Raw genomic sequence first — 25,343 nt, 5'->3', positions numbered from 1 at the left:
GCTCCACCGCCCGCACCACTCGCTCACGGAGATCCATCGAGCACGGTTTACCCATCCAGGCTGGCCTCCTCCCAGCCAGCATGATGAATCACATTCCCTCGCCCCTGGGAATCCCCTTCCGATTCTAACCAACCTCATTCCGCTCTAGCGGGTCACAGGGTGAGCCTCGCCGCAGTGGCGGAGAGGACTCGGCGCCTCGAAACAGCTGTGGCATCGCGCCGCGACATCGGAGCTTCAGCCGGAGCCGCGCTGTTCCCGCATCCAGGCCAGGAACGTCGGATCGGCCCCGTAGGCGACATTCACCCGCATCGCGGGCGGGCCGGCACCGCCCGCGGAGAAGGTCGCCGAGGGCGCGATGAAGATGCCCGCGGCCGCGGCGTTTCGGACCAGGTGGTCACCTTCCATCGGTCCGGGCAGGTCGATCCACAGATAGAAGCCGCCGCCGAGGGGGCGGCGCACGGAGAAGCCGGCCGCCTCCAGGCCCCTGACGGTCTCGGCGGTGGCCTTGCTGGCGCGGGACCGCAGCCGGCGCAGATGCTTGAGGTAGTGCCCCTGGTCGATGAGCTGGAAGATCAGCCGCTCGTCATGCGCCGAGGTGGCGACCGTGGTCACCACCTTCAGCTCGTTGAGTTCGGCGGCGATCCGCGGGGCGGCGGCCACGTAGCCGACCCGGAAGCTGGCGGCGAGCGTCTTCGAGAAAGTGCCGATGTAGATGACGCTCTCGAGCTGGTCGAGCGACGCCAGGCGCGGCAGCGCATAGGGCAGGATGTCGGCGAACGGGTCGTCCTCGACCACCATGAGGCCGTGCGCTGCCGCGATCCTGAGCACGCCATAGGCCGCCCCCGGCGTGATCGACCCGCCGGTCGGGTTGTGGGCCAGGGACTGCGTGAAGAACAGGCGGGCCCCGCTGTCGCGAGCCTTGGCCTCCAGGTCGTGGAGGTCGGGGCCGTCATGCAGCCGGCGCACGCCGACCGGCCGGACGCTGGCGAGGACCAGCTTGGCCAGCAGCGGGTAGTAGCCGGGGTCATCCACCAGCACGGCGTCGCCGGGGCTGGTGTAGCGGCGGACGATCAGGTCGAGCGCATGGTTGGCGCCGTGCGTCATCAGCATCTGGCCGGGGGTGCAGGCGATGCCGCGCTCCGCCAGCGCGCCGCAGAGCCGCTCGCGCAGCGGGAGATGGCCCCAGGAGGTGTTGTAGGCGTCGGCTTCTCGGAAGCGCGGGAAGGACAGGTGGCGCCGCAGCTCCGACGCCTCCAGCCAGTCCGGCGGCGGGCGGCCGTCGCCGGGGCGGATCGGCAGCCGCCGGTCCAGCTGTTCGATCAGCAGGGCCGCCCGGTCCGTCGCCGCCGCCAGGGGCAGGCCGCGCTCCTCCGATCGCGCGGGGGGCGTGCGCACGACGTAGTAGCCGGAGCCGGGCTTGGCCTGCAGCATTCCCTGCGCCACGAGCCGGAGATAGGCCTCGACGACCGTGTTCTTGCCGACACCGAGACGGGCCGCTTCCTCCCGGATCGACGGCAGCCTTTCTCCGGGGCGCAGCAGCCCCGAACGGAGCTGCGTCAGCACGCCCTCCATCACGAAGTCGATCTTGTGGGGCGCCGTCGGCATGGCGTTGTATCCGTCTGATGAAGGGTACGGTTCCCGGAAGATTGTCCCAAACCGTATCTGCCACGATCCCGGAGGCGAGGGTAGCGTCCTCTCCAGGCCCGCGACAGACGCCGAGGGAGGAGACGGCCTTGCCAGGCCGGACCGCGGCTTTCCGCGTGCCGATGAGCAGCGATCGGAGACCGTGCGTGCCGCAGGACAGCAGCCTTGGACATTCGAGGATTCCCGGCTTCCACAAGCTCGGATGGAAGGACCGCCTGGACCGGGTCGCCGCGTTCGCGGCCCTGGATCAGGCGCATCGGGACCAGCTGGCGGCGCCGTCGAACATCGACGCGCCCCTGGCCGACCACATGATCGAGAACATGATCTCGACCATCGCCATCCCCGTCGGTATCGCCACCAACATGAAGGTCGATGGTCGCGACGTCCTGGTGCCCATGGCGACCGAGGAATCGTCGGTCGTCGCGGCGGTCGGCAACTCGGCGCGCCAGTGCTACGACAATGGCGGCTTCACCACCTCCATGTCCGGCACGCAGATGATCGCGCAGATCCAGCTGCTGGACCTGGCGGACCCGGCGCGGGCGCGGCTCGTCATCCTTGAGCGCCGGCGCGAGATCGAGGCGCTGTGCAACGAGTGCGATCCCACCCTGCTGCGCCTCGGCGGCGGCTTCCGCGATCTCGAGGTGCGCCTGATCGATGCGCCGTCGGGCACGATGGTGATCACCCATATCGTCATCGACACCAAGGACGCCATGGGCGCGAACGCCGTCAACACGATGGCGGAGCGCCTGGCGCCGAAGCTGGCGGAGTGGACGGGCGGACGCAGCCTGCTGCGGATCCTGTCCAACCTCGCCGATCGCCGCGTGGCCCGGGCCCGGGCGACATGGCGCTGCGCCGATATCGGCGGCGAGGCCGTCCGCGACGCCATGGTCGAGGCCTTCGAATTCGCCGATGCCGATCCCTACCGCGCCGCGACCCACAACAAGGGGATCATGAACGGCGTCTCCGCCGTGGTGCTGGCGACCGGCAACGACACCCGGGCGGTCGAGGCGGGGGCGCATGCCTTCGCCGCCAGGGACGGCCGCTATCGCAGCCTGTCGCGCTGGGAGGTGACGCGGGAGGGCGACCTGGCCGGGATGCTGGAGATGCCGATGGCGGTCGGCCTGGTCGGCGGCGCCACCCGGATCCATCCGACCGCCCGGGCCCTCCTCGCCATCCTTGGCGTCGATTCGGCCGAACGGCTGGCCCGTATCATCGCCGCGGTGGGGCTGGCCCAGAACTTCGGGGCGATGAAGGCGCTGGCCACCGATGGCATCCAGAAGGGCCATATGGCCCTGCATGCGCAGAACATCGCGATTGCCGCTGGCGCGGCCGGCGTGGAGGTCGAGCGGGTCGCCCGCCTGCTGATCGAGCGCAAGTCGATCAATGCCGATGCGGCGGCGGCGGTGCTGGCCGAGATCCGGGGCCGCTGATGGCCACGCCGGTGCGGATCGTCGAGGTCGGGCCGCGGGACGGCCTGCAGAACGAGCCCCGGACGGTCACGCCGGCGCAGCGGGTCGCCCTGGTCGAGGCGCTGGTGGCCAGCGGGCTGACGACGGTGGAGGCCGGCAGCTTCGTCTCGCCGAAATGGGTGCCGCAGATGGCGGGCTCCGACGCGGTCCTCCGTGGCCTTCCTGCGCGGGACGGCATCCGCTATCCGGTGCTCGTGCCCAATCTGAAGGGCATGGAGGCCGCGGTCGCGGCGGGGGCGCGGGAGGTCGCGCTGTTCGTCGCGGCCTCCGAGAGCTTCAGCCGCCGCAACATCAACTGCTCGATCGGGGAGTCGTTCGAGCGGGCGCTGCCGGTCATGGAGATGGCGAAGGCCCATGGCATCGTCGTGCGCGGCTATGTCTCCTGCGTGCTCGGCTGTCCGTATGAGGGCGAGGTCGCCCTGCCGGCCGTGGCGTCCGTCGCCGAGCGGTTGGTCGGGATCGGCTGTTCCGAGGTCTCGCTCGGCGACACCATCGGCGTCGGCACCCCGGCCAGGGCCCGGCGCATGGTCGAGGCGGTGGCCAAGGCGGTGCCGATCGACCGCTTGGCGATCCATTTCCACGACACTCGCGGCCAGGCGCTGGCGAATGTGCTGGCCTGCCTCGAAGCCGGGATCTCGGTGATCGACAGCGCGGCCGGCGGCCTCGGCGGCTGCCCCTATGCCGCGGGGGCGAGCGGCAACCTGGCGACCGAGGACCTGCTCTACATGCTGGACGGTCTCGGGGTCGATACCGGCGTCGATCTCGATCGCCTGCTCGATGCGGTTGCCTTCATCGCCCATGGCCTGGGACGTCCTCCCAGATCGAAGGTCTATGCGGCTCTGCGGGGCGATCGAGGCGAGGGCCAATCCGGCCGGTGACGAAGCCGGCCCCACAGGCAGCCCCGATCCGCGGGGCGCCGGTCTGAACGGGAGGATCATTCATGTCTTCTGACAATCTCGCGGAGGTGTGGGGCGACGTCGTCGACCTGCGGCATCTCCGGCTGGCCGTGCTGATCGGCGCGGCCCTCAGCCTCGCGGCCTATTTTGGCGCGGTCGAAGCCTTCCGGGCGCTGGACGGCGACGCCTCGGTGAACAAGGCCTATGCGATGCTGGTCGGGCTGGCCGGGTGCCTCGCCAGCTGCGTGGTCTGCGCCAGGCTGTTCCCGCCGAAGCGGGTCTTGCTCGAAGGCGGGAACGATGCAGAGGCCCGGGAGCGGGCGATCGCCGCGCTGATCGGAGATGCCGACGATCGGAACGCACCGATTCCCGCGGCGGCGAGCGAGGAGCTCAGGGCCCTGGGGCTGGACGGGCTGCTGCCGGCTGCGGGCGGCCGTGCATCGGCGCCGGCGGTCCATGCGGAGCCGGGCCGCCGCCCGATGCAGGAGGCCTGAGGATGGAGATGCTCAGCCATGACCTGCTGGTCGCGATCGGCATGGGGCTGCTGGGGGCGGTGATCTTCTCCGCCGTCGGCCTGGTGTCCGGCACCGACGAGACCACCACCATGGCGCCGGCCACGCTGCTGGTGGTGCTGCTCGGCGTCCCGCCGGTCGGTATCTTCACCTTCTGGCTCGCCGCCGCCGTCTCCAAGCACATGACCCATGCGATCCCGACCGCGCTTCTCGGGATCCCCGGCGACACGATGGCCGTGCCGCTGATGCAGCAGGCCACGGATCTGCGCAATCTGGGCGTGCCCCATATCGCGCTGCGCAAGATGGTCGCCTCCGCGCTGGTCGCGGCGCTCATCGCCGTGCCCCTGTCGGTGGCCTTCGCGCTGCTGATCGCGCCCTTCGGGCAGAAGATCACCAGCGCCGCCCCCTGGCTGTTCCTGATCGCCGCGCTCCTCATCGCCCGGTTCTCGGCCGGCCGCTGGGCGTCGGTCTTCCTGCTGATCCCGTTCGTGGCGCTGATCCTGGCGCTGCAGGCCTTCACCGCCGGCTTCGGCACCAAGCTCAGCATCAGCTACTTCCTCGGCATCGCCGTGGGGCCGCTGGTGGCCGACCTGTTCTCCGTCCTGTCGCCGGCCGAGCGGGCGCGCATGGCCCGGGGAGGGCCGCGCCGCGTCTCGATCGCGCCCGAGGTGAAGGGGTGGAAAGGCTATTTTCCCAACCCGCTCAGGGTCCTCGATGGTACGCAGCTGCGCGCCGTGGCCGGCGCCGCGGTGGTCTCCAGCGCCACCTTCGTGTTCTCGCCGGTGGCGATGACGGTGGTGCTGGGCGAGGCGGTGGCGGCACGCATCCGCCACCCCTATCACCGCCTGACGACCGTCCTCGGCGTCCGCAATGGCGTGACGGAATCGACCTATATCGCCGAGGCGATGATCCCGCTGGTGGCGCTGGGCCTGCCGCTCAGCCCGGTCGCGGCCGGCCCCGCCGCGCCGCTGTTCAACGCGCCGCCGCGCTTCTCGGTGGACGCGGCCGGCGAGCACATCGTGAACCTGCACACGCTGATGAGCCCCTGGCAGTTCCTGGTCTACGGCCTGCTGGCCGTGGTGCTGGCGGCGCTCGTCGCCTATCCGCTGTCGATGAATTATGCGCGCTCCGCCGCCGTCCTCGTCTCGCGGCACATCAGCCATGAGGCGATCATCGCCACCTTCGTCGGCCTGGTGCTGGTGATCGGGCTGTGGGAGGGGGCGCTGCTCGGCGTGCTGGTGGTGATCGTCGTCGGCCTGGTCGGCGGCCTGCTCTACCGGGCCTTCGGCTTCAACAGCGGCGTCCAGTTCATGGGCTACTACGCGGCGGTCCTGTCCGTCCCGGCGCTGCTCAAGCTGTTCGCCTGATCCCGACACCCTCGCAGGAGAGGATCATGATGTCGCGCCTCGCCACAGCGCTGCTGATGGCCGTGTTCGCCGTCTCCCCGGCCGCCGCGGCGCCGGCCCTGCCGGCACTCGTCGCCACCGCCCAGGGGCCGGTGCCGATACCGCCCTCCGAGCAGGGGCTGCAGACCATCACGGCCGAGCCCTTCTTCAAGGTTTCGGACAAGGGGCTGCAGCTCGAGGGCGCGGTGTTCGACCGCCAGGGCGACCTGCGTTTCGTCGACGTGTTCGGCGATCGCGTCTATCGCCTGACGCCGGACCTGCAGCTGACCAGCTTCGCGACCCCGGCCGGGTTCGCACCCGCCGGCCTCGCCGTCCACCGTGACGGCCGCCTGTTCATCGCCGGCCTCGGCAACTTCAAGGACACGGGCGGCATCATCGCGACCCGGCCCGACGGATCGCAGCCGGAGACGATCATCCCCGCCAGCGCGGGCCATCTGGTCGACGACATCGACTTCGATGCCGCGGGCGGCTTCTACTTCACCGATTTCCGCGGCACCTCGAGCGATCCCCAGGGCGGCGTCTACTACGTCTCGCCGGACGGCAGGACCACGACGCCCGTCTTGCCGAACCTCGCGGTCGCCAACGGCGTGGCGCTCTCACCCGACGGCAAGACCCTGTGGACCGACGAGCTCAGCGGCGGGGTCCTGCACAGGGTGGAACTAAGCGACGCGACGACCATCGCGCCCTTCGGGACGTCGGTGCCCTACCATTTCATCGGGCCGGCGCCCGATTCCATGCGCGTCGACGCCGACGGCAACCTGTATGTCGCGATCTACGGCCAGGGCCGCGTCCTCGTCTTCAACGCGGCGGGCCTGCCGATCGGCCAGATCCTGATCCCGGGCCGGGAGGCCGGGCACAACCTCCGGTCGACCAGCATGGCGTTCAAGCCCGGCACGAAGGAGCTCTACATCGTCGCCAGCGACGGCCAGGGCGGCGAGGGCTGCGGCGTCTACCGGGTGCTGGCTTTCGGAGAAGCGCCATCACGGCATCCCGCTCAGTAGTAGAGCGATCTTTCCGGCAGTCATTTGAAGGGTCCCGCAACCCGCCCAATGCCGCCAGCGGACTGGCTGTCCTCGGATGGATCGCAGAAGAGGTCCGCTTTGGAGATGCCCCTCGGGCCGACGATCATCTGCTCGGTGTCGGGTGCAGCCGTGACCAGTTCGGCCCCACCTGCGATGGCCGGTCTCGGGCGGCCGGTTTCATTTCAATCTGCCAAAAGCGGCGAGATCCCGCGGATTTGCCTGATGTCCGGAATCAGAGCGCCGCGCCAATGTCCAAATATGGCGCCCACCCGCCGGGCGCCCGGGGAGCGGACAGGGTCGAATTCGATCCAGAGCGGTCATCGGACTGCTCCAGGATCGGAAAGGCAGTGAGTTGCCGACTATTCGTGGGGCACTGCCATCTCGGCGGCAGGCCGCTTATTGACGACTGCCAAAGCGAGGCCGCCCAGGATCAGGACGACGCCGGCTGCGAACATCGGGCCGAGGGGGTCGCCGAAGAGAATCGACGCGGCGGCAATGCCGAAAACCGGCTGGAGATATTGAACGCTCGCCGCGACCCGGGCCGGGACAGCCCGCAGCAGATACAGCCAGAAGAGCAGTCCCGCGACAGTCACCATCACGCCGAGATAGACGATTGCCCACACAGCCTGCACGGTGATCTGCACGGGCGTGTGCGCCATCTCCCAGCCGGACAGGGGCAGGATTGCGACCAGACCCGCCAACGCGTTCCATGCCGCCACGGGCAGGGTGCCGTACCTCTGTGTGAGTTCGGCGCTCCAGATGTAGTAGAAGGCGATGGCGATCGCCGAGACGAGCATCCAGATCACGCCGGCGGCAGTCGTCTTGGACATCTCGTCAGCGCCCGATCCACTTCCTGCCGCCACCAGTGCGATGCCGGCAAAGGCTGCGAACAGGCCGAACCATTGTCGGCCGGCGACCGGCTGCTTGAGGCGTACCGCCGCGAAGATCACGATGAAGATCGGTATCGTCGCGGAGATGATCGTGCCGGCTGAAGCCGATGTGCCCTGCACGCCGAATGATTGTGCGACATTTCCCAGGGTGATGCCCATCACGCCCAGCGCAACAATGCTGGGAACGGCCCGCCACGGAACGCGAAGCCGGCCTGCCGCCAGCATCAGGAACAATGGAACAGCCACAAGGAAGCGCATGGCGGTGAGCGTCAAAGGCGGGATCGTCTCAAGGCCCAGTTTCGTGATCGGGATGGAGAGCCCCCATATGACGGCGAGCAACAGCATTGCGCCAAGGCTCTTCGCCGAAAGAGACTGGGCACGAACAGCGATGGGCGGGAGAGCTGCGGCGTCGGTGGCCTTTTGCATGACGGGCGCTTCGTGTGCTTTGATGGTTAGGTACGTGCACCTGCGTCATGTCTAGGAGCCGGCGGGCACCACCAACAAACGATTTATCCTCACATGACGCATGAGCAGGAATCACATATAACGCCGTATGGCCGACCAGCTTCCTCCCCTCCAGACCCTCCGTGCCTTCGAGGCCACCGGCAGAAGGCTGAGCATGACGTTGGCAGCGGAAGAGCTGCATCTGACCCACGGCGCGGTGAGCCGTCAGATCAAATCGCTCGAGGATCACCTGGGGGTTCGGCTCTTCCGCCGGATGACTCGCAGGATCGAACTGACAGACGCGGGCGCCTCGTTCTTCAGCGCCGTCACCCGGCTGCTCTCCGAGCTCGCGCGCGAGGCGGAAAACCTTCGCCGCAGGAACGACGACACCCGCCTCGTCGTCAGCTCGGGCGTGTCCTTCGCCAGCAAATGGCTGACGGCGCGGCTGCACAGGTTGATGGCACGATATCCGGATCTGGACGTCCACCTCGAGGTGACCGATGCCGAGGTGGACTTCGCAACCGGCCATGTCGATGTCGCCCTGCGCTATGGCACCGGCCGGTACCCTGCCGCGACGGGCGAGCGCATCATGAACGAAACCGTCTCCCCGGTCTGTGCGCCGGACTATCGCGACCGCATGGGCGGACTTCGCTCGCCCAGCGAGTTGGCGAGGTGCCAGTTGATCCACGAGATCGGCATGAACACGACCTGGGAGCGCTGGTTCTCGATGATGGAACTGCCGTATCCACGGATGCGGGGTCCCGGCTACGGCCTCGGCAGCATGTCGATTGAGGCTGCGATCCGGGGAGAAGGAGTGGCTCTGGGTCGGAGCGTGCTGGTCGCTGAAGACCTGGCAGCGGGCCGTCTCGTGGCGCCGTTCCCGCAGGCTAAGCTTGAAGTGGAATGGGGATATGATCTTGTTTATCGCATGGGCAATCAAGATCACCCGAAGGTTCGTGCGTTCAGAAATTGGATAGTCGACGAGATCCGGTAATTCATCACCACCAGCTTTCCTCATTGAATGCCACATTGTTGTAAGCGGCCGTTTTGCGCATCCAGAGTCGGATCATCGAGAGCGTCCGCTTCAGAGGAGTCGGGGAGGCCGGCGGTCGTACGCAAAGAGCCCCCATGCGGAAGCGTCCGCTTCGGGGAGCCGAAGTCGATGACCGGTTTCGGGAACCTTCTGGGGCGTTAGGCCGGCATGAAATGGCCTGTCCTAGCCTGGATGGACCGCGTCCGGTTTGGAGAAGCCACGACAGTGGCCGGATATGGCGCCCCGCGGCCTGAGCCTTCGTTCCTCTATCCCCGATGCAGACCTTTGAGAATTCCGAGAGCGCTGGCCGGCCAAGCGGGCGAATTTACCTCGTAGCTGGTGGTCCGGACATACATTCCCAATAGCCTCGACTCCTGGCATCAATATCGAATTGGGAGGGGGATATGAACTGGCTAACAAACTGGCTCCGGCTAACCAAATCATCCTCCGGAACCCAAGGGGACGCCGCCGCGCTGCGGCGGGACCTCGATCGGCTCGATGCGGTGATCCCCGATCTGGGCGCCCAGGCGCTGCGCTATGTCCTGACCGGCGAGAACGACAGCGTCCTGCTGACGCTTGGACAGCATCAGCAGAAGGTCGCGGAGGCGCTGGGGCGCAACTATTGGTCCAGCAACGGAAACTGGACCGACGGACGTTCCGAGTATGTCCTGGCCCCCCGCGACTGGCAGCCCGGCATCCTCAGGCGGTATGGCGAGGTGTTGGCGATCGCCAGGGGCAACCGCAGCTACCCGCCAATCCCAGGCTCCGACCGCACGCCGCGCTGGCTCGCCACGATCATGGTGGAATATGCCGATGCGCGGGCCGCGGTCCTGTCGGGCAGGAACACTCCGACCGGAGGTGCGCCTAAGCAACTTCCGCCGAACGCCACGGCGCCGTTCACGATCGCAAAGCTTCGGGCACTGCTTGAGACGGAGCCGCGGGCGAGTCTCGATCCGATCCTCGACATGGCCTTCGAGAATGGTGACAGCCGATATGGGGATCTGATTCCGCGGCATACCCCGGAGACGATGCCGGACTTCGACGGCTTCCTGCGGGAGGATCCGGTCGCACGAACTACGGAGATCGCGAAGCTGTCGCCCAAGGCGCGCGCCTTCGGCCTGCGTGTTCTCGCCCGCGAGGGCCTGGTCGACGGCGCCTGGTTCGATCTGGCCTTCGCCCAGGCCTGCGACAGCTCCAAGGCGGCAAGGGAGGCGGCCGCGGTGCTGCTCAAGGCGGCCGATCCGGATCTGCTGTTCGCGCGGGTCGCGGCCTTATTCCCCGGCATGAAGGCGAGCCAGAAGATCGAGATCGCCCGCGCCGTTGCTATCGCGGGTGGCCCGGGCGGAGTCGATCTGCTGCGCAGGCTGCTAGAGGCGGAGGACGCCCCCAGAGTGGCGGCGGAGCTAGAGCGCCTGATCGGCCAGGAGTCTCTGGCGGCGGGCGGGGAGGACCATCGTCCGGACGGATCCGACGGTTACCTCGCTCTGGACCGCAGCTGGGTCGAGGCGCCGCCGCTCGCCGAGCTGCCCCTCGATCGTCCGGTGTCGCCAGCCCTACGGCCGCTGGTGGATCGGGCTTTTGCCGAATGGCGGGCCGACGATGAGCGGCACAATCGCGAAAAGTCGGGTGGCAAATACTTTCAACGGCGAGTGCCGATGCCGGCGACGGCAACGGACCGGTTCTGCCGGCTGGTCGCGCCCGGCGGCGAGACGCTTCCCCGTGAGTCGCAGGATCCTGCGATCCTGAATGTCACCCAGGCCTGGGGTGTCGGCAAGGAACGGGAGGCGGTGCAGGCCCGCATCCTGGCCCATCCCGACCTCACCCTGTGGCACATCCTGCGCATGCATGGCAGCGACTACGGCCGAAGCGGCCCCTACCGGCTGTTCTCTATCTTCCATAGAAGCCCCACCGTCGACGTGGCGCGACAGCGCCTGCAAGGGATGAGCGGACTGCGGACATATGCGGCCGCCTGCACCGCACTCGGTGATCCAGCTGACGGGGTGATCCGCAGACTCCTCCAGCACTCCTGGGGCCCAGCCCCGGACTTTGACGAATGGCCCGCCACAGATCTATGGCCCTATTTCGCGTGCCACTTCGTCATGATCGACGAGGCGCTCGGCCTGGCGCCGCCGTCGGGCCCGGTCCCGCTGCAGGAAGACCGGGCGCTGGAGTTGCTCGCGATCTTCCCGAAGACCCCGGCGCGCTATTTCTCTGCTCTGGTCGACCGAGCGGTCGGCGATCGCAAGCTGGTGCGCCGGCAGGCTCGCGATCTCCTGGACGCGGCCCCCGGACTGGACGGCCTGCTGATCCCGCTGCTCGATCATCCGAAGCAGGAGACACGGATCGGCGCCGCCCATTGGCTGGCCGAACGCGGGGCCCGGGCTGCGCTGCCGGCGCTGTTGGCCGCCACGAAGAAGGAAAAGCTGGCTCCGGCCAAGGCGGCCCTCCTCGGCGCCATCGCCCGGCTCGGTGGCGACATCGGCGGCTTCGTCTCGCCCGGCACGTTGCTCGAGGAGGCCAAGGCCGCGCTGAAGAAGGCGTCGGGCAAGGAGCTGGATTGGTTCCCACTCGAGGCCCTGCCCAGGCTGCGGCAATCGAACGGCGCCGAGCTCGACCCGATGGTGCCGCGCTGGTGGCTGACGGCCGCGGTCAAGTTGAAGCAGCCGGGCGGCAACGCGTGGTTCGAGCTGCTGCTGGACCAACTCGACCCCACCAGCGCCGAACGGCTCGGCGCATTCGCGCTGCATGCCTGGATCTCTCACGACACGGTCCGGCCGAGTGAGGAGGAGGCGAACGCCCATGCCCGGGCCCATGTCGATGCGACGCTGAAGGGCTACCAGCGCTGGATGCCGGATATGACCTGGGACCGGGCCTTCGCCATCCTGCGCAACGGCAAGCTCGCCGAGTATCGCAACAGCGGCAACGACAGCAAAGGCATCCTCGCCCTGGCCACACGAGCGAGCGGTGCGGACTCGGTCGCCCTGGTGCGCAGCTATTTCCGCGACCACTACCCGCGGACAGCGCAATGCAAGGCGCTGATCGAGTGCCTAGCCGCCAACCCGTCGCCCGTCGCCACGCAGTTCGTGCTCTCGATCGCCAAGCGCTGGCGCACCCGCACCGTCCAGGACCTCGCCGGCCAGCTGGTCGAGTCCATCGCCGAGCGCCGCGGCTGGACCGCGGAGGAACTGGCCGATCGCACAGTTCCGACCGGTGGCTTCGGCGACGATGGTGTGCTGCCGCTTCCCATCGGCGACCGCACCTATACGGCGCGGCTGGCGGACGACGGTAAGGTCCAGCTGCACAACGCGGACGGCAAGCCGGTGCAGGGCCTGCCCTCCACAACCTCGGCCGAGACGAAGGAGGCGCTGTCCGAGGCGAAATCCGCCCTGTCCAATGCCAGGAAGGAGGTCAAGCAGGTCTTCGATTTTCAGCCCAGGCGGCTCTACGAGGCTCTCTGCGTTGGGCGGGACTGGCCGATGGCGGACTGGTCAGAGCATCTGCTGCACCATCCCCTGGTCGGCCGAATGGTCCAGCGGCTGCTCTGGATTGGCCTGGACCTGGAGGGCTGGAGGGTCGCGGCATTCCGGCCGATGGAGGACCTGACCCTGACCGATGCCGAGGACGCCGCCGTCGGCCTCGACGGGCTCGCACGCGTTCGGCTGGCCCATCGGACCGACTTCACCGATGCGGAGGCGACCGCGTGGCGCCGCCATATCGCGGATTACGAGGTGAAGCCGCTGTTCGACCAGCTCGGCCGGCCGCTGCTAGCGCTGGCCGCGGGGCAGGCCGAGGCGACTGAGATCAGCGATCGCCGGGGCTGGCTGATCGAGGCGTTCAAGCTGCGTGGCCCCGCCACCAAGCTCGGCTACACGCGCGGATCGGCGCAGGACGGTGGTGTCTTCACCACCTATGAGAAAGGCTTCAACAGCCTGAACGTCACCGCGGTGGTCGAGTTCACCGGCAATTCCCTGCCCGAGGAGAACCGGCTGACGGCCCTGCTGGGCCTGAGATTCCTCCGCATGCGCAAGGGCGGCGGGCTGCGCTTTGACAAGCCGGTGCCGCTGAAGGAAGTGCCGGCGGTGCTGCTCAGCGAGGCCTGGAACGACCTCCACGCCATGGCCGCGGCGGGAACCGGCTACGCCCCCGATTGGGAGAAGAAGGCCGCATGGTGACGCAGATCCTTCGCCCACCGGCGGAGACGGTCTTCGCCGACGAGCTGGCACGGCTGGCATCGGCGGATAAAGGCCCGCGGCCGCCCGGCTGGGTATTGTCGCCGAAGGCCGTGCGCAGCTTCCTGATCGGCGACCCCGGCATCGGCGTCGCGCGCAAATTCTATGGCGACGACGCCCTGGTCGAGCGCGCCATCGTCGACCTGATGGGCGACCAGGGGCTGATGCTGGTGGGCGAGCCAGGCACCGCCAAGTCGATGCTGTCTGAACTTTTGGCCGCCGCCATTTCCGGCCGCTCGAATCTCGTGGTGCAGGGGGCCGCGGGCACCACCGAGGACCATGTCCGTTACGGCTGGAACTATGCGCTGCTGCTCGCAGAGGGACCGAGCGAGCGGGCGCTGACAGCATCGCCGGTGCTCGACGCGATGCGCAGCGGCCGCATCGTGCGGATCGAGGAGATCACGCGCTGCCCGCCGGAGATCCAGGACACGCTGATCTCGATTCTCTCCGAGAAGGTCGTGGCCATTCCGGAGCTGGGCGAGGACCACGCGCTCTATGCCGCGCCGGGCTTCAACGTCATCGCCACGGCGAATCTCCGCGACCGCGGCGTGCACGAGATGTCGAGCGCGCTGAAGCGCCGCTTCAGCTTCGAGACCGTGCTGCCCGTCTCCGACCCCCGGCTGGAGCGAGAGCTTATCCTGGGCCAGCTGGGGCAACGGCTGGCGCGCGCCGAGGTGGAGGCCGAGCTGTCGGACGAGGTGCTCGACCTGCTGGTGGCGACCTTCCAGGACCTCCGCTCCGGCAAGACCCGGGACGGGGTGCCAGTGCCGCGGCCGGACGCAGTGATGTCCACTGCCGAGGCGGTGAACGTGGCGCACGCCGCATCGCTCGACGCGGTCTATTTCGGTGAGGGCCGGGTGACAGGGGCCCATGTGGCGCGGCAGCTGACGGGCGTGGTGCTGAAGGACAATGCGGAGGACGTGCGGAAGCTCGGTGCCTATGTCGATCACGTGGTCAAGGAGCGATCCCGCCGGAGCCGGGCATGGAACGAGATGCTGACGGCCCTGAAGGCCCATCGCGCCCCGTGACAACGACGCCGGTGGTCTTCTTCCCGATCCGGCACCATAGCCCGGCCTGCGCGCTGGCGCTGGCCCGCGCGCTCGACGAGATCCGGCCGGCCCAGGTGCTGGTCGAGGCCCCGGTCGATTTCGAGCCCCTGCTGCCCCTGCTCACCGACCCGGCGGCGCGGCCGCCGATCGCGATCGTCTCGCTGCCGTCGGCCAAGGCCGGCGACGGGGCGGGGCACACGGCGACCTATCCGTTCTGCAGCCATTCGCCGGAGCTCGTCGCGCTCGCCTGGGCGCGCCGGTCCGGCGCACAGGCATCCCTGATCGACCTGCCCGCGCGGCACCTGCAGATGCGCCGCCACGCGACGGCGGGGGAGCTGGCGCCGGCGCCGTTGATCGCGGATTGGCGGCTCGACCACAACGCCTATGTCGCCGAGCTGTGCGCCCGCCGCGGCGTGGCCGACGCGCTGGCGCTGTGGGATGCGCTGTTCGAGGCGCAGGCCGGCGGCGGCGGCGACTGGAGGGGCTTCTTCGATGCCGTCGGGCTGTATTGCCGTCACATCCGCACGGTCTCGGACCCGGCCGAGATGGAGGCTGATGGCACTCTCGCGCGAGAGGCGCAGATGGCCGCCCGGCTGGCAGTCGCCCGGGCTGCCGGCCCCGGCGCGATTGCCGTGGTCACAGGCGGCTTTCACACCCCCGCACTGATCGAGAGCCTCGACCGTCCGCCTCGCCCCGGACCGGACCTGGAGGCCCCGCCGGCCAACGCCTTCCTGGTCCGCTACGGCTTCCGGCAGCTCGATCATTTCAGCGGCTACGGCGCCGGCCTGCCGCACCCCGCCTACTACGATCGGCTCTGGCATGCCGTGGTCTCGGGTCATGGCCCCGACCTCACCCTCGGCCTCATGACCGACTTCGCCGACCATCTGCGTCGCACCCAGCCGCAGCTGGCGCTGGCGACGCCGGTGCTAGGCGCCGCGGTGATGGCTGCCCGGCACCTGGCCACGCTGCGGGATCTGCCGGCACCGGGCCGCAGCGAGCTGATCGACGCCATCCGCTCTACCGGCGTGAAGGAGGCGATCGAGCTCGGCCGTGCCCCGCTGCTCGACGCATTCCACGACTTCCTCACCGGCGATGCGATGGGGGAGCTGCCGCCCGGCACGGCGCAGCCGCCGATCGTCGAGGCGATCCGGTCGCAGGCGCGGTCGCTCGGCTTCAATCTGGAGGACGGCGCGCGCCGGACGCGCGATCTCGACATCCTGCGCAAGCCGCGCCACGCCGCGGCCAGCCGCTTCCTGTTCGCGCTCGACCTCGTCGGTGCCGGCTTCGCCAGCCGGATCAGCGGCCCCGACCCGTTGAGCGGCTGGCGCGGCGATGTGCTGTTCGAGAGCTGGAGCTATGCCTGGTCGCCGATGGTGGAGGCTGCGCTGATCGGGCACGCCATCGACGGGCGGACGCTCGAGGCGCTCTGTCTGGCTGAGCTGGAGCGCCGTAACGGCCGGCTGGCGGCGGACGGGCGGTCCCGCAGCGCGGGGGCCGCAGCGGCGCTGCTGGTCGCCGGCGTTCGGACCGGCTTCGCACGAACGTTCGCCCGCGCCGCGGATTGGTGCGAGCTGGCGATCCAGGAGGATGCGGACGCCGCCTCGATCGTCCAGGCGCTGTCGATCATGGCCGGCCTGGCCCGCCCCGGTCCTGGCGCGCCTGATCCAGCGCCGTATTTCGCCGGCATCCGGCGCCGGGCCTTCGAGCGGCTGATCCTGCTGTTTCCGCTGCTGAAGGACACGCCGGCCGATGGCTTGCCCGTGCTGGTCAGGGCAGTGGCGGACCTCGCCGGGCTGGTGGCCGGCGGTGACGAGGCGATCGACCGCGACGCCTTCGGCGGCGTGCTGCTCGAGGTTCTGGCGGCATCGCCACCCCCGGCGCTCACCGGCGCGTTGCTGGCCTTCGCCGGCGTCATCGGGCTGATGCCGGAGGAGGAGGTCGTGTCGCGCATCGCCGCCCAGCTTCGTGGCGTCCATGTCGAGGATGGCAAGGCCGCCTCGGTGCTGACCGGCTGTCTGGCCGTCGCACCCCGGCTGATCGTCCACAGCGCCGAGCTGCTGGCGGCGACCGACGACTTCTTTGCGCAGGTTGGGCAGGACGATTTCGTCGCCGCCTTGCCGGAGCTGCGCCTCGCCTTCGGCGAACTGACCCCCGGCGAGATCGACCGGGTCGCATCCTGGGCCGCCACGCGGCACGGGTTGGCGGCGGAGCAGTTGCTCGACGGGACGATCCCGCCCGAGGAACTGGCGGAGAATATGGCCGTCGCCATCCGGATGGCCGAGGCCTGGCGCGAGGACGGGCTGGCCGACTGGCTGGAGCCCCGGGAGTGAGCGACGCCCGGCCAACCGCTGCGGCACGCTGGCGCCTGGCGCTGGGCCGCCACGCCCAGGACCGGCTCGGCGGCGCCGGCCCGTCGGCGCTGGAGCGGCGCATGGACGATGCCATGGAGGTGCTCTATGGCCGCCGCCACGCGCAGCGCGGTTTCCGGCCCGGTGGGGGCGGGTCCCTCGACCCGTCGGCGATCGTGGTGCCGCGGTGGCTCGACGAGGTGCGGACGCTGTTCCCGGCCAGCGTGTTCGAAACGGTGCAGGGCCACGCGGTCGAGCGCTTCGGCATGGCCGAGCTGCTGGCCGACGCCGATGTGCTGCAGCGGCTCGAGCCCAATCTCGGCCTGATGAAGGTGCTGCTGTCGTTTCGCGGCCGCGCCGACCCGAAGGTGGCCGGACCGATCCGCGAGATCGTCCGCAAGGTCGTGGAGGAGCTGCGGCGCAAGCTGGCGAGCGAGGTGGCGCAGGCGCTGTCGGGCAGCCGCAGCCGCTTTCGCCGCAGCCCGCACCGGCGCATGGCGAATCTGGACGTCCGGGCCACGATCCGCGCCAATCTGCGCCACTACCAGCCGGACCGGCGGGCGCTGATCGCCGCGCGGCTGATCTTCACCGCCCGCCACCAGCGGCGCATGCCGTGGACGATCATCCTCTGCGTCGACCAGAGCGGCTCGATGCTGGGGTCCCTGATCCACGCCGCGGTGCTGGCCGCCATCCTCGCCAGCCTGCCGGCCGTGCAGGTGAAGCTGGTGGCGTTCGACACCTCCGTGGTCGACCTGTCCGACCGGATTGACGACCCGGTCGACCTGCTGCTGTCGGTCCAGCTCGGCGGCGGCACCGATATCGGCCAGGCGGTCGCCTATTGCGACGGCTTGGTGACCCAGCCCTCGCGCACCGTGCTGGCCCTGATCAGCGACTTCGAGGAGGGCGGTTCACCGGCGGCGCTGATCCGGGCCGTGCGGCGCCTCGCCGAAGCGCGGGTGACGCTGATCGGCCTGGCCGCGCTCGATGGCGAGGCAACGCCCGTCTACGACCGGGCGATGGCCGTCCGGCTCGCCGATGCCGGGATGGCGGTCGCCGCGCTGACGCCGGACCGCTTCGCCGAATGGCTCTGCGAGGTCATGACGTGAGCCTCACGCCGTTGCGGGCCATGGCGCAAGGCCTGGACGATGCCGCGCTGGAGGCACTGGCATCGCGCGGCCTGCTGCGCCGCGCCACGGCGGATGCCGGCCGGGTGCGAGTCGAGCGCGAGGACGAGCGGAGCGCCGACCTGATCCTGGACGGCGAAACCGTCCGCCTGGACACCAAGGGCCTTGCCACAAGCACCTGCACCTGTCCGGCGCCGGGCATCTGCCGGCACCGGCTGGCCGCGGCGATCCATCTGCGGGGCGCCACGGCTGAAGCTGCCTCGACCGACTGGGCGGCGGTGTTCGATGCCATCGGGATCGAGGAGCTGGCGCGCTATGCCGGACGGTCTGGCTGGCGCAACGCGCTGGTGGCCGCGCCGGAGGTCGCGGTCGAGATCAAATCCGAGACGTCGTCGCTGACGGTGCGCCTCGGCACGGCCGAGCCTGTTGTCTTTCTCGCCGTGGGCGGACTCGACGCCGCCATCACCAAGGCTGCCCTGAAGGATCGGAAGGCCTGCGTCGTCGCCGCGGCCCTGGCCGCACGCCGTGCACTCGGCCTGCCGCCACCGGCGATTGAGACGAATGCCGACGCCGATCTCCCTGCGCAGGCCCCTGACTCGCGCGTCCTGCGGGAGGTCCGGGATTTCCTGTGCCGGGTCTATGGGACGGGGCTGGCGATCGCGCCGATGGCGCTGGAGGAAGAGGCCCGCACCCTGGCGCTGGCCGGCCGGGTGGAGGCGATGCCGCGGGTGTCGGGTCTGCTGCGCAGCCTGGCAGCTGGGATCGGCACCCTACGCCGTCGCGAAGCCGATGCCGACAGCGAGGCGCTGCTGGCGCTGGCCGCGGAGTGCCATGCGCTGTGCGTTGCCCTCGATGCAGCGCCTTCGGAGCAGCTTCGGATCGGGCTCGCCGGCCAGGTGCGGCAGGACTACGCCTCGATAAGCGACCTCGCCCTCGTCGGCCTCGGCGCCCGGCTGTGGGAGACGACGAGTGGCGCCCACGGCGCCACCGCGCATCTGTTCGATGCCGAAGGCGGCCGGGCCTATACGGCCTCTCTGGCACGGCCCGACCGGACCGATCCGCTGTTCACCCCGGTCTCGGCGTTCCGCCAGACCGCGATCTGGGGCACGACCATGGCCGAGCTCTGCGCCGGCCGGGTGCATCTCGCCGGCGCGCAGGCATCGCCGGCCGGCCGCCTGTCCGCGGCAGCTTCGGTCACGGCGCGGGTCGAGCCTTGGACTCCGACGCGCGAGGCGGTCGCCGGCTGGTCCTGCGCGTTCGACGACTGGGCCGCCCTGGAGGCCAGCCTGCAGTCGGCCTTCACGCCGCGGCTCGCCGCCGGCCCGCTGCCGGAGGTGCCGGTCGTGCTGATCTTCTCCCGCCACGCCACGGCGCGGTTCGACGAGATCAGCCAGAGCCTGGTCTGGCCGCTGGCGGATGCGCGGCGGCGATGGGTTGGCCTGACGCTGCGCTACGAGGGGCCGGAGCGGGATCGGATCCCGGTGCTCGAACGGCTGGTGGCATCCGCCCGGTTCTGGGCCGTCCTCGCCGTTGCCGCCCTTGACGGCGGCCGGATCGAGCTGCGGCCCTATGCTCTGTGGGGCGAAGCGCAGCAACTGCTCGATTTCGATGCCCGCCCCAGTGATGCCGGCACCGCATCACGGTCGCTGCTGGACCGGCTGCGCCGACTCGGTTCGCGTCCGGCCAACGGTCCTGCGGGGCCGGTGACGCCGACCCACGCAACCGACGCCGTTCTGAATCAGGCCTGGGCACGACTGCTGCGTCGGGCGGAATCGGGCGGCATGCAGCCGGCCGATGTCTTTGCGCGCGAAGCAGGACGGTTGGCCGGACGGCTTGAACCTGCCGGTTTCGTGGCGCTCGCGAAGGCTTTCCGGGGCTTGGCCGTCGCATCTCCGGATATGCTGCCGGCGCTCGGACTCCGGAGCGCTTATATGGTCTCGACGCTCAGGCGCGCCCGAGCGCGCCTCGTCTGGATGGAATGACGCTGTATGTCCGCAGAGACAACCCAGACCCCGAAGGTTGAATGCGGTGCAAGACCCGTCTGATAGTGTGGTGGTCATGTCCGCTTCGAGGTGCCAGTTGAGACGGCCGGTTCCGGGGGCGTTCCCCAATCTGGCTTAGCCGACAAAGCCCGCATTCCGTGACTTCTGGCAATGTCCGGTCTCGGGAACGCTTGGCCATGTCCGCTTCTGGCGCGGCCCTGCCTGGCCTACCGGCAGGTCGACGGGAGAATCCAACGGGGCATACGGCTCGCTCGCATGTCACTTCGACGGCCGGGGACGGTCCCCGGCTGAGGTCCGACTTCGGGGCCGGCGTCGACATCTCATTGACCGTCGTTTGACCGTTTTGCCGTCATTGAATCGCTGGAGCTTGTCCCTGCATGCCTGCGGCGCCGTCTCATCTTGGCGTCGGCCCGAGAGCCGCCACGTCTCCTCATGGCCCTATCTGCGGGCGCGTCCACGCCGCCTCGGATGGCCTGATCTGGCCGAGGGACCGGCTGTGCCTCGATCGCTGATCCGCAACGGCGGGAGACGACTTTTTCCCGCCGCCGGGCGGGCCCGGCTTTGCATCGCGAAGCAAAAAAGCCGTCTCCCGCCGTCCTTCGCTCCGCTGCGGGCCTGGCGGCTGCGGCGCGATCGCCCCTCGGCCTCCTGATCGCCATCGAGGCCGCGATGGGCGCGGCCCGGGCAACGTAAGAGGAGACCACCATGGCGACCATCGGTTCCTTCACCAAGTCCGGCGACGGCTTCACCGGCTCGGTCAAGACCCTGACCTTGAACGTCAAGGCGACGATCCGCCCGGCCGAGCGCGAGAACGACAAGGCCCCCGATTACCGCATCTTCGCCGGGGCCACGGAGTTCGGCGCCGCATGGAAGAAGACCTCGAACGCGGGCCGCAACTATCTCTCGGTCAAGCTCGACGATCCCAGCTTCCCGGCCCCGATCTACGCCTCGCTGGTCGAGACCGAGGGCAATGACGACCTCTCTCTGATCTGGTCCCGCCGCAACGGCGACTGACCGACCAGGGCCTGACGCCCCGCTCTCCGGAGCGGGGCGTCTCCTGGTGGAGACCCACCCGCGCGGAACGGCAACGGGGCAGGGGGCGCCTACCTCAGAGGGCGTATGCGCGAGCGTTTTGCCATGAAGCGCGTCGGGGGCTGAAGCGCTTTGTCTTCGATGTCGTCGGCGATCATCGACAACGCCGATGATCGCCGACGTGTCCGTTCAGGCGGACTTCTTTGAGCGGCTGCGCTTGGCAGGGGCGGGCACTGCCGCCGGCTGCGGCGGCAAGGCGTTGCGCCGGGTGCCCAGGCCGATCGCCTTGGCCAGGGCGCTCCGCTGCTGCGCGTAGCCGGGTGCGACCATCGGATAGTCCGCCGGCAAACCCCAGCGCTCGCGATACTGCTCAGGCGTCATGCCGTAGGCCGAGGACAGGTGGCGCTTCAGCATCTTCAGCTTCTTGCCGTCCTCAAGGCAGACGATCCATTCCGGCGTCACCGACTTCTTGATCGGCACCGCGGGCTGCGGCCGTTCGACCACCGGCGAGACCGGCTTGTCCAATCCGCTCAGGGCGCCGTGGACCTGAACAATGAGCGATGGCAGATCGCTGATCGCGACGGAGTTGTTGCCGACATGGGCAGATACGATCTTGGCCGTCAAAGCTCGAATTTCATCATCGGATGGTGCGACCCGCTGATCATCAACGCTCATACTGTGTCTCCATTGAATAACCTTGCTGATTGTAGAGTGCCTTCTATCGAAACGCCAGAAGGCGGCAGAAAAAATTGAGGTGACTGGCGGAGCGATCCGCTAGCCTGAAAAAATTGTCGGTCCATTTTTGTTTCAGAGTGTTTCTACACTGCTTTGCAGTGGCGCTCGGTGTCTCCATCCATCCAGATAACACTCCCGATCGCGGCCATGCGGAGCGGTCGGTGCGGGCCCAGACTGGTCGGGTCCCGGCTGCGCCGTCGCCATGCTGACCCGCCCAGACAGGGCTGTTTCCGCCCCGCCTCGCGTGGCGCTCGCCGCCGTGGACGGCTTCGCCGTCGCCATGCTCCACGGCGTCGGGATCCTCTTGTGAGCTCGGCTGCCTTCGGCCGCCGAGCCGGGTTCGGAAACCTAGGGTTTCCCGCGGCGCAAGGGGCCGGCTGCGTCGCTCCGCTCCTTGTCGGCCGCGAGGTCTCCCCGGGCTTCGGCCTCCGGCCTGCCAGCCCGGGTGATCCCCCTCCTCGCGGCCGACCCCGTTTGCGCCGCTCCCTTCCTCGCCCCTTCGGCAGGCGCCTTCGGTGGCATGCGCCCCCGAAGCGCTGCAACTGAAGGAGACGAGAGATGAATGCGACGATCCAGAGCCCGGACGAGCGGCCGGTGACGTCGAGTTTTCGCGTGGACGTGTCGCGCGGCGATCGGATCGGCCGGGTGTCGTCGGAATGGTTCAGCCGACCGGACGATGAGCGCTATCTCAGCCTGTCCGACCTGCATGCGGCGGTGCTCGCGCGTGCCCAGCGGGCGACCGCGCGGACGGTGGAGAGCCGGGCGGTGCGCATCGAGGCGAGCCGGGACGATGCCGAGCGCCTCGCCCTGATCGTGCCCGGCCGGGACGAGCCGGTTTCGCCGACGCATTGGAGCTTCGGCCAGTTCTGCACCCTGATTGGCGCCCCATCGACGTATCTGCGTCAGCTGCCGGCGCCGCTGGCCGGGATCAACCTGCAGCATGGCCTGCTCAGCCATCGCGGCGAGTTGGTGAAGACGCTTGAGGCCGAGACCGGCCGTATCGAGCTCCGCGCCGTCACCGGGCCCGACTACGGGCGGATCTGGGATCACGAACTCGTCGCCGCCGTGCAGCGCATCGCCGGCGACGGCACCGGCGACACCCGCTGGAAGGTGCCGGGCGTGCTCGACTGGGCGACCATGACCCACAACCCCTTCATCGACGTGACCCGCGAGACAACGACCCTCTACGCCAGCGACCGGGACGTGTTCCTGTTTCTCGTCGACGACACCCACCCGATCGAGGCGGGACGGCTGCCGAACGGCGAGCCCGATCTGTATTTCCGGGGCTTCTACGCCTGGAACTCCGAAGTTGGATCGAAGACCCTCGGCATCGCCTCCTTCTACCTCCGTGCCGTCTGCCAGAACCGGAACCTGTGGGGCGTGGAGGGCTTCGAGGAGATCACCATCCGGCATTCGAAGTTCGCGGCGCAGCGGTTCGCCCACGAGGCGGCGCCGGCCCTGGACGGCTTCGCAAATTCCAGCCCGGCCCCGTTCGTCGCCGGCATCAAGGCGGCGCGGGAGAGGATCGTTGCCCGCACCGAGGAGGACCGGCAGGCCTTCCTGCGCAAGCGCGGCTTCTCCAAGCCGGAGACGGCCAGGATCATCGCGACCGTGCTGAACGAGGAGGGGCATCCACCCGAGAGCCTGTTCGATTTCGTGCAGGGGATCACGGCTCTCGCCCGGACCAAGCCGCACCAGGATGGCCGGCTCGAGCTCGAGGGCAAGGCCCGCGCGCTGCTGGAGCGCGCTGCCTGATCATCGCAAAGCCGTGCAGCCGGATTTCCAGCTGCACGGCTTTTTTGCCGATTGATGAATTTCAGGATCTGCAATTTTCCGCCGATCCGCGAGCGCGGATCGGCGGGTCTTCTGCTTTCACTCGTCTGCGGCCGAGTCCGGATGGATCAGTTGCCAAGGCTCGATCTTCAATACGGACGCGATCTGCCAGAGCATGACGATTGTTGGATTACGGAGTCCACGCTCGATCCCACTGACGTACGTGCGATCGACACCGGACTGCTCTGCCAACTCTTCCTGAGACAGGCCGGCGTCGATCCGGAATTTCTTGAGATTGCGGGCCACCAGCTTGCGCATGTCCATGCATGCAGACAAGCTGTGTGTTGACTATCGAACCACGGACTATAGTCTACATCGGCCGGAGTCGCTGGGCCGGCCTCTGACGACCCTGGTCTGCAATGGCCGTGACAAGCACGCCAATTGTAGGGCAAATTACCTCCTGGCTGACACTGCGGACCCGATGAGGGGGTAGGGACGAGTGGCTCCTCCGATTGCCGATAGCGCGCCGACCGGCGACGAGCTGACTGACTACGACCGGGAGCATCTGGTGGATTATCTCCGTCTGCTCGACGCGGCGGAAGAGGGGGCTGACTGGCGCGAAGTCGCGAAGATCGTGCTCGGCCTCGACCCCGACCAAGATCCGGAGCGCGTGCGCAAATGCCATGAAAGCCATCTCGCCCGGGCCCGCTGGCTCAGCGCCGAGGGCTACCGTGAGCTGCTGCGGAAGGGCTGAGCCGCCGGCAGCCCGCTGAACCTGATTCCCGTGGAGTCACATCGTCGCACTTGCAGCTTCGAGGCGAAGCGTAAGGGCGGCTCTGCACGCAATCGGCATCACGTGATGCCGTTGCGAGGACTTCTCAATCAGGAATGAGCTCCCAAGATGCAGCCGTGCATCGTTGATGATGCCGGACCGAGGGAGACGTCATGTCGAATGGCGACTGGCGGTCGCGGGCCGCCTATGGCTCCGATCTGGATGCCCCGGACTTCGCCTGGGAAGCGTTGCGGCGGCATCCGCAGTATCGAGGCGACTACGAGCGCACGCAGGGAAAGGAGGCTCTCGGCCCCGAGGCCGAGGTTGCGAACCTCGCCCGGCGCTGGGGGCTGACCTTTTCTGGCGGATCCGCGGCGGCGCGCCTCCGAGCAGCCTGTGTTCTGGCTGCCAGAGCTGCACGCCCGCACGGTGATTCTGACTCCCTCCCTCCCTGATCCCCCGACCGACGCCATCGTCTTCGACCCCGAGACATGGCTTGGCACTGTCGCCGAACTCCAGGGCGCGGATGGTTTGCATCTGCTGCTGCGCGACGGCCGCAGCACGCATCGCCTCTGGCTGCCGGGTTCTCCGGCCCGCGGCACGGCCGTTGACGCGGCGCTCTCGCTCGACGTGACGGCGCCGTTCCGGGCCGAAGCGACCCTCCGGTTCTGGCGGCTGCTCCGGGAGGGGCAGCCACAGGCTCCGCCGATCCTGCCGACGCAACGACGGGCGCGGCTCATGGCGTCGCTCCGCGCCGTCGATGGACGGTCGGAGGGCGCGAGCTATCGCGAGATCGCCGAGGCTCTGTTCGGCGCCGACCGCATCCGCGACGAGAACTGGAAAACCTCCTCGCTGCGCGACCGGACCATCCGCCTCGTCCGCGGCGGCCTGACGCTGATGCGCGGCGGCTACCGCCGCCTGCTCGGTCCCCGACGCTGAATCGGTGTCGGGGTGGCGCTTAT

General features: G+C 69.0%; 20 protein-coding genes. 16 read left to right on the top strand and 4 right to left on the bottom strand.

Going from position 1 to position 25,343, the window contains the following annotated elements; translation table 11 throughout:
* Positions 1 to 234 precede the first annotated feature (234 nt).
* Positions 235 to 1,605: a PLP-dependent aminotransferase family protein gene (locus BWR60_RS23810; protein ID WP_088153607.1), complete on the bottom strand. Its 1,371-nt coding sequence runs from the start codon at positions 1,603 to 1,605 to the stop codon at positions 235 to 237.
* Between the two features lie 185 nt (positions 1,606 to 1,790).
* Between BWR60_RS23810 and BWR60_RS23805 the strand changes: the two genes are divergently transcribed.
* The 5 genes from BWR60_RS23805 (at position 1,791) to BWR60_RS23785 (ending at position 6,928) form a co-directional block, all read left to right on the top strand.
* Positions 1,791 to 3,074, top strand: coding sequence for a hydroxymethylglutaryl-CoA reductase, degradative (locus BWR60_RS23805; protein ID WP_230983161.1), 1,284 nt, complete (start codon positions 1,791 to 1,793; stop codon positions 3,072 to 3,074).
* Positions 3,074 to 3,991 carry a hydroxymethylglutaryl-CoA lyase gene (locus tag BWR60_RS23800; protein WP_088153605.1) on the top strand — a complete coding sequence of 306 codons (918 nt, stop codon included), beginning with the start codon at positions 3,074 to 3,076 and terminating at the stop codon, positions 3,989 to 3,991. Before BWR60_RS23805 ends, BWR60_RS23800 begins: the two co-directional genes overlap by 1 nt.
* Before the next feature lie 62 nt (positions 3,992 to 4,053).
* On the top strand, positions 4,054 to 4,503 hold the full coding sequence (locus BWR60_RS23795; protein WP_088153603.1) for a hypothetical protein: 450 nt from the start codon (positions 4,054 to 4,056) through the stop codon (positions 4,501 to 4,503).
* A 2-nt stretch (positions 4,504 to 4,505) separates the two neighbouring features.
* Positions 4,506 to 5,888: a tripartite tricarboxylate transporter permease gene (locus tag BWR60_RS23790; RefSeq protein WP_088153601.1), complete on the top strand. Its 1,383-nt coding sequence runs from the start codon at positions 4,506 to 4,508 to the stop codon at positions 5,886 to 5,888.
* Positions 5,889 to 5,914: 26 nt separating this feature from the next.
* Entirely contained in the window at positions 5,915 to 6,928 is a 1,014-nt protein-coding gene (locus BWR60_RS23785; protein ID WP_088153599.1) for an SMP-30/gluconolactonase/LRE family protein, read from the top strand.
* A 380-nt stretch (positions 6,929 to 7,308) separates the two neighbouring features.
* On the opposite strand, the gene BWR60_RS23780 is transcribed toward BWR60_RS23785, so the two are convergent.
* A complete protein-coding gene (locus BWR60_RS23780) occupies positions 7,309 to 8,265 on the bottom strand; it encodes a DMT family transporter (RefSeq protein ID WP_218823644.1) in 957 nt (318 codons plus the stop codon).
* A gap of 127 nt (positions 8,266 to 8,392) precedes the next feature.
* Between BWR60_RS23780 and gcvA the strand changes: the two genes are divergently transcribed.
* The 7 genes from gcvA (at position 8,393) to BWR60_RS23745 (ending at position 21,083) form a co-directional block, all read left to right on the top strand.
* Positions 8,393 to 9,277, top strand: a complete 885-nt coding sequence (gene gcvA / locus BWR60_RS23775) for a transcriptional regulator GcvA (RefSeq protein ID WP_088153597.1) — start codon at positions 8,393 to 8,395, stop codon at positions 9,275 to 9,277.
* Between the two features lie 443 nt (positions 9,278 to 9,720).
* Positions 9,721 to 13,488 carry a DUF4132 domain-containing protein gene (locus BWR60_RS23770; protein ID WP_088153595.1) on the top strand — a complete coding sequence of 1,256 codons (3,768 nt, stop codon included), beginning with the start codon at positions 9,721 to 9,723 and terminating at the stop codon, positions 13,486 to 13,488.
* Entirely contained in the window at positions 13,482 to 14,573 is a 1,092-nt protein-coding gene (locus BWR60_RS23765; protein WP_088153593.1) for an ATP-binding protein, read from the top strand. The genes BWR60_RS23770 and BWR60_RS23765 overlap by 7 nt, the downstream gene beginning before the upstream one ends.
* Positions 14,570 to 16,924 carry a DUF5682 family protein gene (locus tag BWR60_RS23760; protein ID WP_088153591.1) on the top strand — a complete coding sequence of 785 codons (2,355 nt, stop codon included), beginning with the start codon at positions 14,570 to 14,572 and terminating at the stop codon, positions 16,922 to 16,924. The genes BWR60_RS23765 and BWR60_RS23760 overlap by 4 nt, the downstream gene beginning before the upstream one ends.
* Positions 16,921 to 18,048 carry a VWA domain-containing protein gene (locus BWR60_RS23755; RefSeq protein WP_218823643.1) on the top strand — a complete coding sequence of 376 codons (1,128 nt, stop codon included), beginning with the start codon at positions 16,921 to 16,923 and terminating at the stop codon, positions 18,046 to 18,048. Before BWR60_RS23760 ends, BWR60_RS23755 begins: the two co-directional genes overlap by 4 nt.
* A complete protein-coding gene (locus BWR60_RS23750; RefSeq protein WP_179221923.1) occupies positions 18,045 to 20,048 on the top strand; it encodes an SWIM zinc finger family protein in 2,004 nt (667 codons plus the stop codon). The genes BWR60_RS23755 and BWR60_RS23750 overlap by 4 nt, the downstream gene beginning before the upstream one ends.
* Before the next feature lie 726 nt (positions 20,049 to 20,774).
* Positions 20,775 to 21,083, top strand: a complete 309-nt coding sequence (locus BWR60_RS23745; protein ID WP_088153587.1) for a DUF736 domain-containing protein — start codon at positions 20,775 to 20,777, stop codon at positions 21,081 to 21,083.
* 207 nt (positions 21,084 to 21,290) lie between these two features.
* Here BWR60_RS23745 and BWR60_RS23740 read toward each other — a convergent pair whose 3' ends face one another.
* Positions 21,291 to 21,776, bottom strand: coding sequence for a MucR family transcriptional regulator (locus tag BWR60_RS23740; RefSeq protein ID WP_088153585.1), 486 nt, complete (start codon positions 21,774 to 21,776; stop codon positions 21,291 to 21,293).
* Between the two features lie 618 nt (positions 21,777 to 22,394).
* Between BWR60_RS23740 and BWR60_RS23735 the strand changes: the two genes are divergently transcribed.
* The gene (locus tag BWR60_RS23735) at positions 22,395 to 23,591 is read left to right on the top strand and encodes a DUF932 domain-containing protein (protein WP_088153583.1); all 1,197 of its coding nucleotides are present in this window, start codon (positions 22,395 to 22,397) and stop codon (positions 23,589 to 23,591) included.
* 117 nt (positions 23,592 to 23,708) lie between these two features.
* On the opposite strand, the gene BWR60_RS23730 is transcribed toward BWR60_RS23735, so the two are convergent.
* Positions 23,709 to 23,927 (bottom strand): helix-turn-helix domain-containing protein, encoded by a 219-nt coding sequence (locus BWR60_RS23730; protein ID WP_230983160.1) that lies wholly within the window; start codon positions 23,925 to 23,927, stop codon positions 23,709 to 23,711.
* A 181-nt stretch (positions 23,928 to 24,108) separates the two neighbouring features.
* Here BWR60_RS23730 and BWR60_RS23725 point away from each other — a divergent pair, with 181 nt between their 5' ends.
* The 3 genes from BWR60_RS23725 to BWR60_RS38285 all read left to right on the top strand — a co-directional run bounded on the left by BWR60_RS23725 (position 24,109) and on the right by BWR60_RS38285 (position 25,320).
* A complete protein-coding gene (locus BWR60_RS23725; RefSeq protein WP_088153579.1) occupies positions 24,109 to 24,363 on the top strand; it encodes a DNA -binding domain-containing protein in 255 nt (84 codons plus the stop codon).
* A gap of 191 nt (positions 24,364 to 24,554) precedes the next feature.
* Positions 24,555 to 24,836: a transcriptional regulator domain-containing protein gene (locus BWR60_RS37930; protein WP_221345214.1), complete on the top strand. Its 282-nt coding sequence runs from the start codon at positions 24,555 to 24,557 to the stop codon at positions 24,834 to 24,836.
* Positions 24,778 to 25,320 (top strand): DUF2285 domain-containing protein, encoded by a 543-nt coding sequence (locus tag BWR60_RS38285; RefSeq protein ID WP_179221922.1) that lies wholly within the window; start codon positions 24,778 to 24,780, stop codon positions 25,318 to 25,320. Before BWR60_RS37930 ends, BWR60_RS38285 begins: the two co-directional genes overlap by 59 nt.
* The last annotated feature ends 23 nt before the right edge of the window (positions 25,321 to 25,343 follow it).

It is taken from the genome of Inquilinus limosus (assembly GCF_002195995.1).
GTDB lineage: Bacteria > Pseudomonadota > Alphaproteobacteria > DSM-16000 > Inquilinaceae > Inquilinus > Inquilinus limosus_C.
The sequence above is the reverse complement of the archived record's forward strand: the minus strand, read 5'-3'. Positions and strand labels throughout refer to the sequence as shown.

Bases quoted from the DNA above. Each gene is read 5' to 3' on its own strand.
- BWR60_RS23730 (WP_230983160.1), bottom strand. From the start codon at position 23,927: ATGCGCAAGCTGGTGGCCCGCAATCTCAAGAAATTCCGGATCGACGCC.
- BWR60_RS23780 (WP_218823644.1), bottom strand. From the start codon at position 8,265: ATGCAAAAGGCCACCGACGCCGCAGCTCTCCCGCCCATCGCTGTTCGT.
- BWR60_RS23785 (WP_088153599.1), top strand. From the start codon at position 5,915: ATGATGTCGCGCCTCGCCACAGCGCTGCTGATGGCCGTGTTCGCCGTC.
- BWR60_RS23810 (WP_088153607.1), bottom strand. From the start codon at position 1,605: ATGCCGACGGCGCCCCACAAGATCGACTTCGTGATGGAGGGCGTGCTG.
- BWR60_RS23770 (WP_088153595.1), top strand. From the start codon at position 9,721: ATGAACTGGCTAACAAACTGGCTCCGGCTAACCAAATCATCCTCCGGA.
- BWR60_RS23800 (WP_088153605.1), top strand. From the start codon at position 3,074: ATGGCCACGCCGGTGCGGATCGTCGAGGTCGGGCCGCGGGACGGCCTG.
- BWR60_RS23745 (WP_088153587.1), top strand. From the start codon at position 20,775: ATGGCGACCATCGGTTCCTTCACCAAGTCCGGCGACGGCTTCACCGGC.
- gcvA (WP_088153597.1), top strand. From the start codon at position 8,393: ATGGCCGACCAGCTTCCTCCCCTCCAGACCCTCCGTGCCTTCGAGGCC.
- BWR60_RS23795 (WP_088153603.1), top strand. From the start codon at position 4,054: ATGTCTTCTGACAATCTCGCGGAGGTGTGGGGCGACGTCGTCGACCTG.
- BWR60_RS23735 (WP_088153583.1), top strand. From the start codon at position 22,395: ATGAATGCGACGATCCAGAGCCCGGACGAGCGGCCGGTGACGTCGAGT.
- BWR60_RS23740 (WP_088153585.1), bottom strand. From the start codon at position 21,776: ATGAGCGTTGATGATCAGCGGGTCGCACCATCCGATGATGAAATTCGA.
- BWR60_RS37930 (WP_221345214.1), top strand. From the start codon at position 24,555: ATGTCGAATGGCGACTGGCGGTCGCGGGCCGCCTATGGCTCCGATCTG.
- BWR60_RS23790 (WP_088153601.1), top strand. From the start codon at position 4,506: ATGGAGATGCTCAGCCATGACCTGCTGGTCGCGATCGGCATGGGGCTG.
- BWR60_RS23765 (WP_088153593.1), top strand. From the start codon at position 13,482: ATGGTGACGCAGATCCTTCGCCCACCGGCGGAGACGGTCTTCGCCGAC.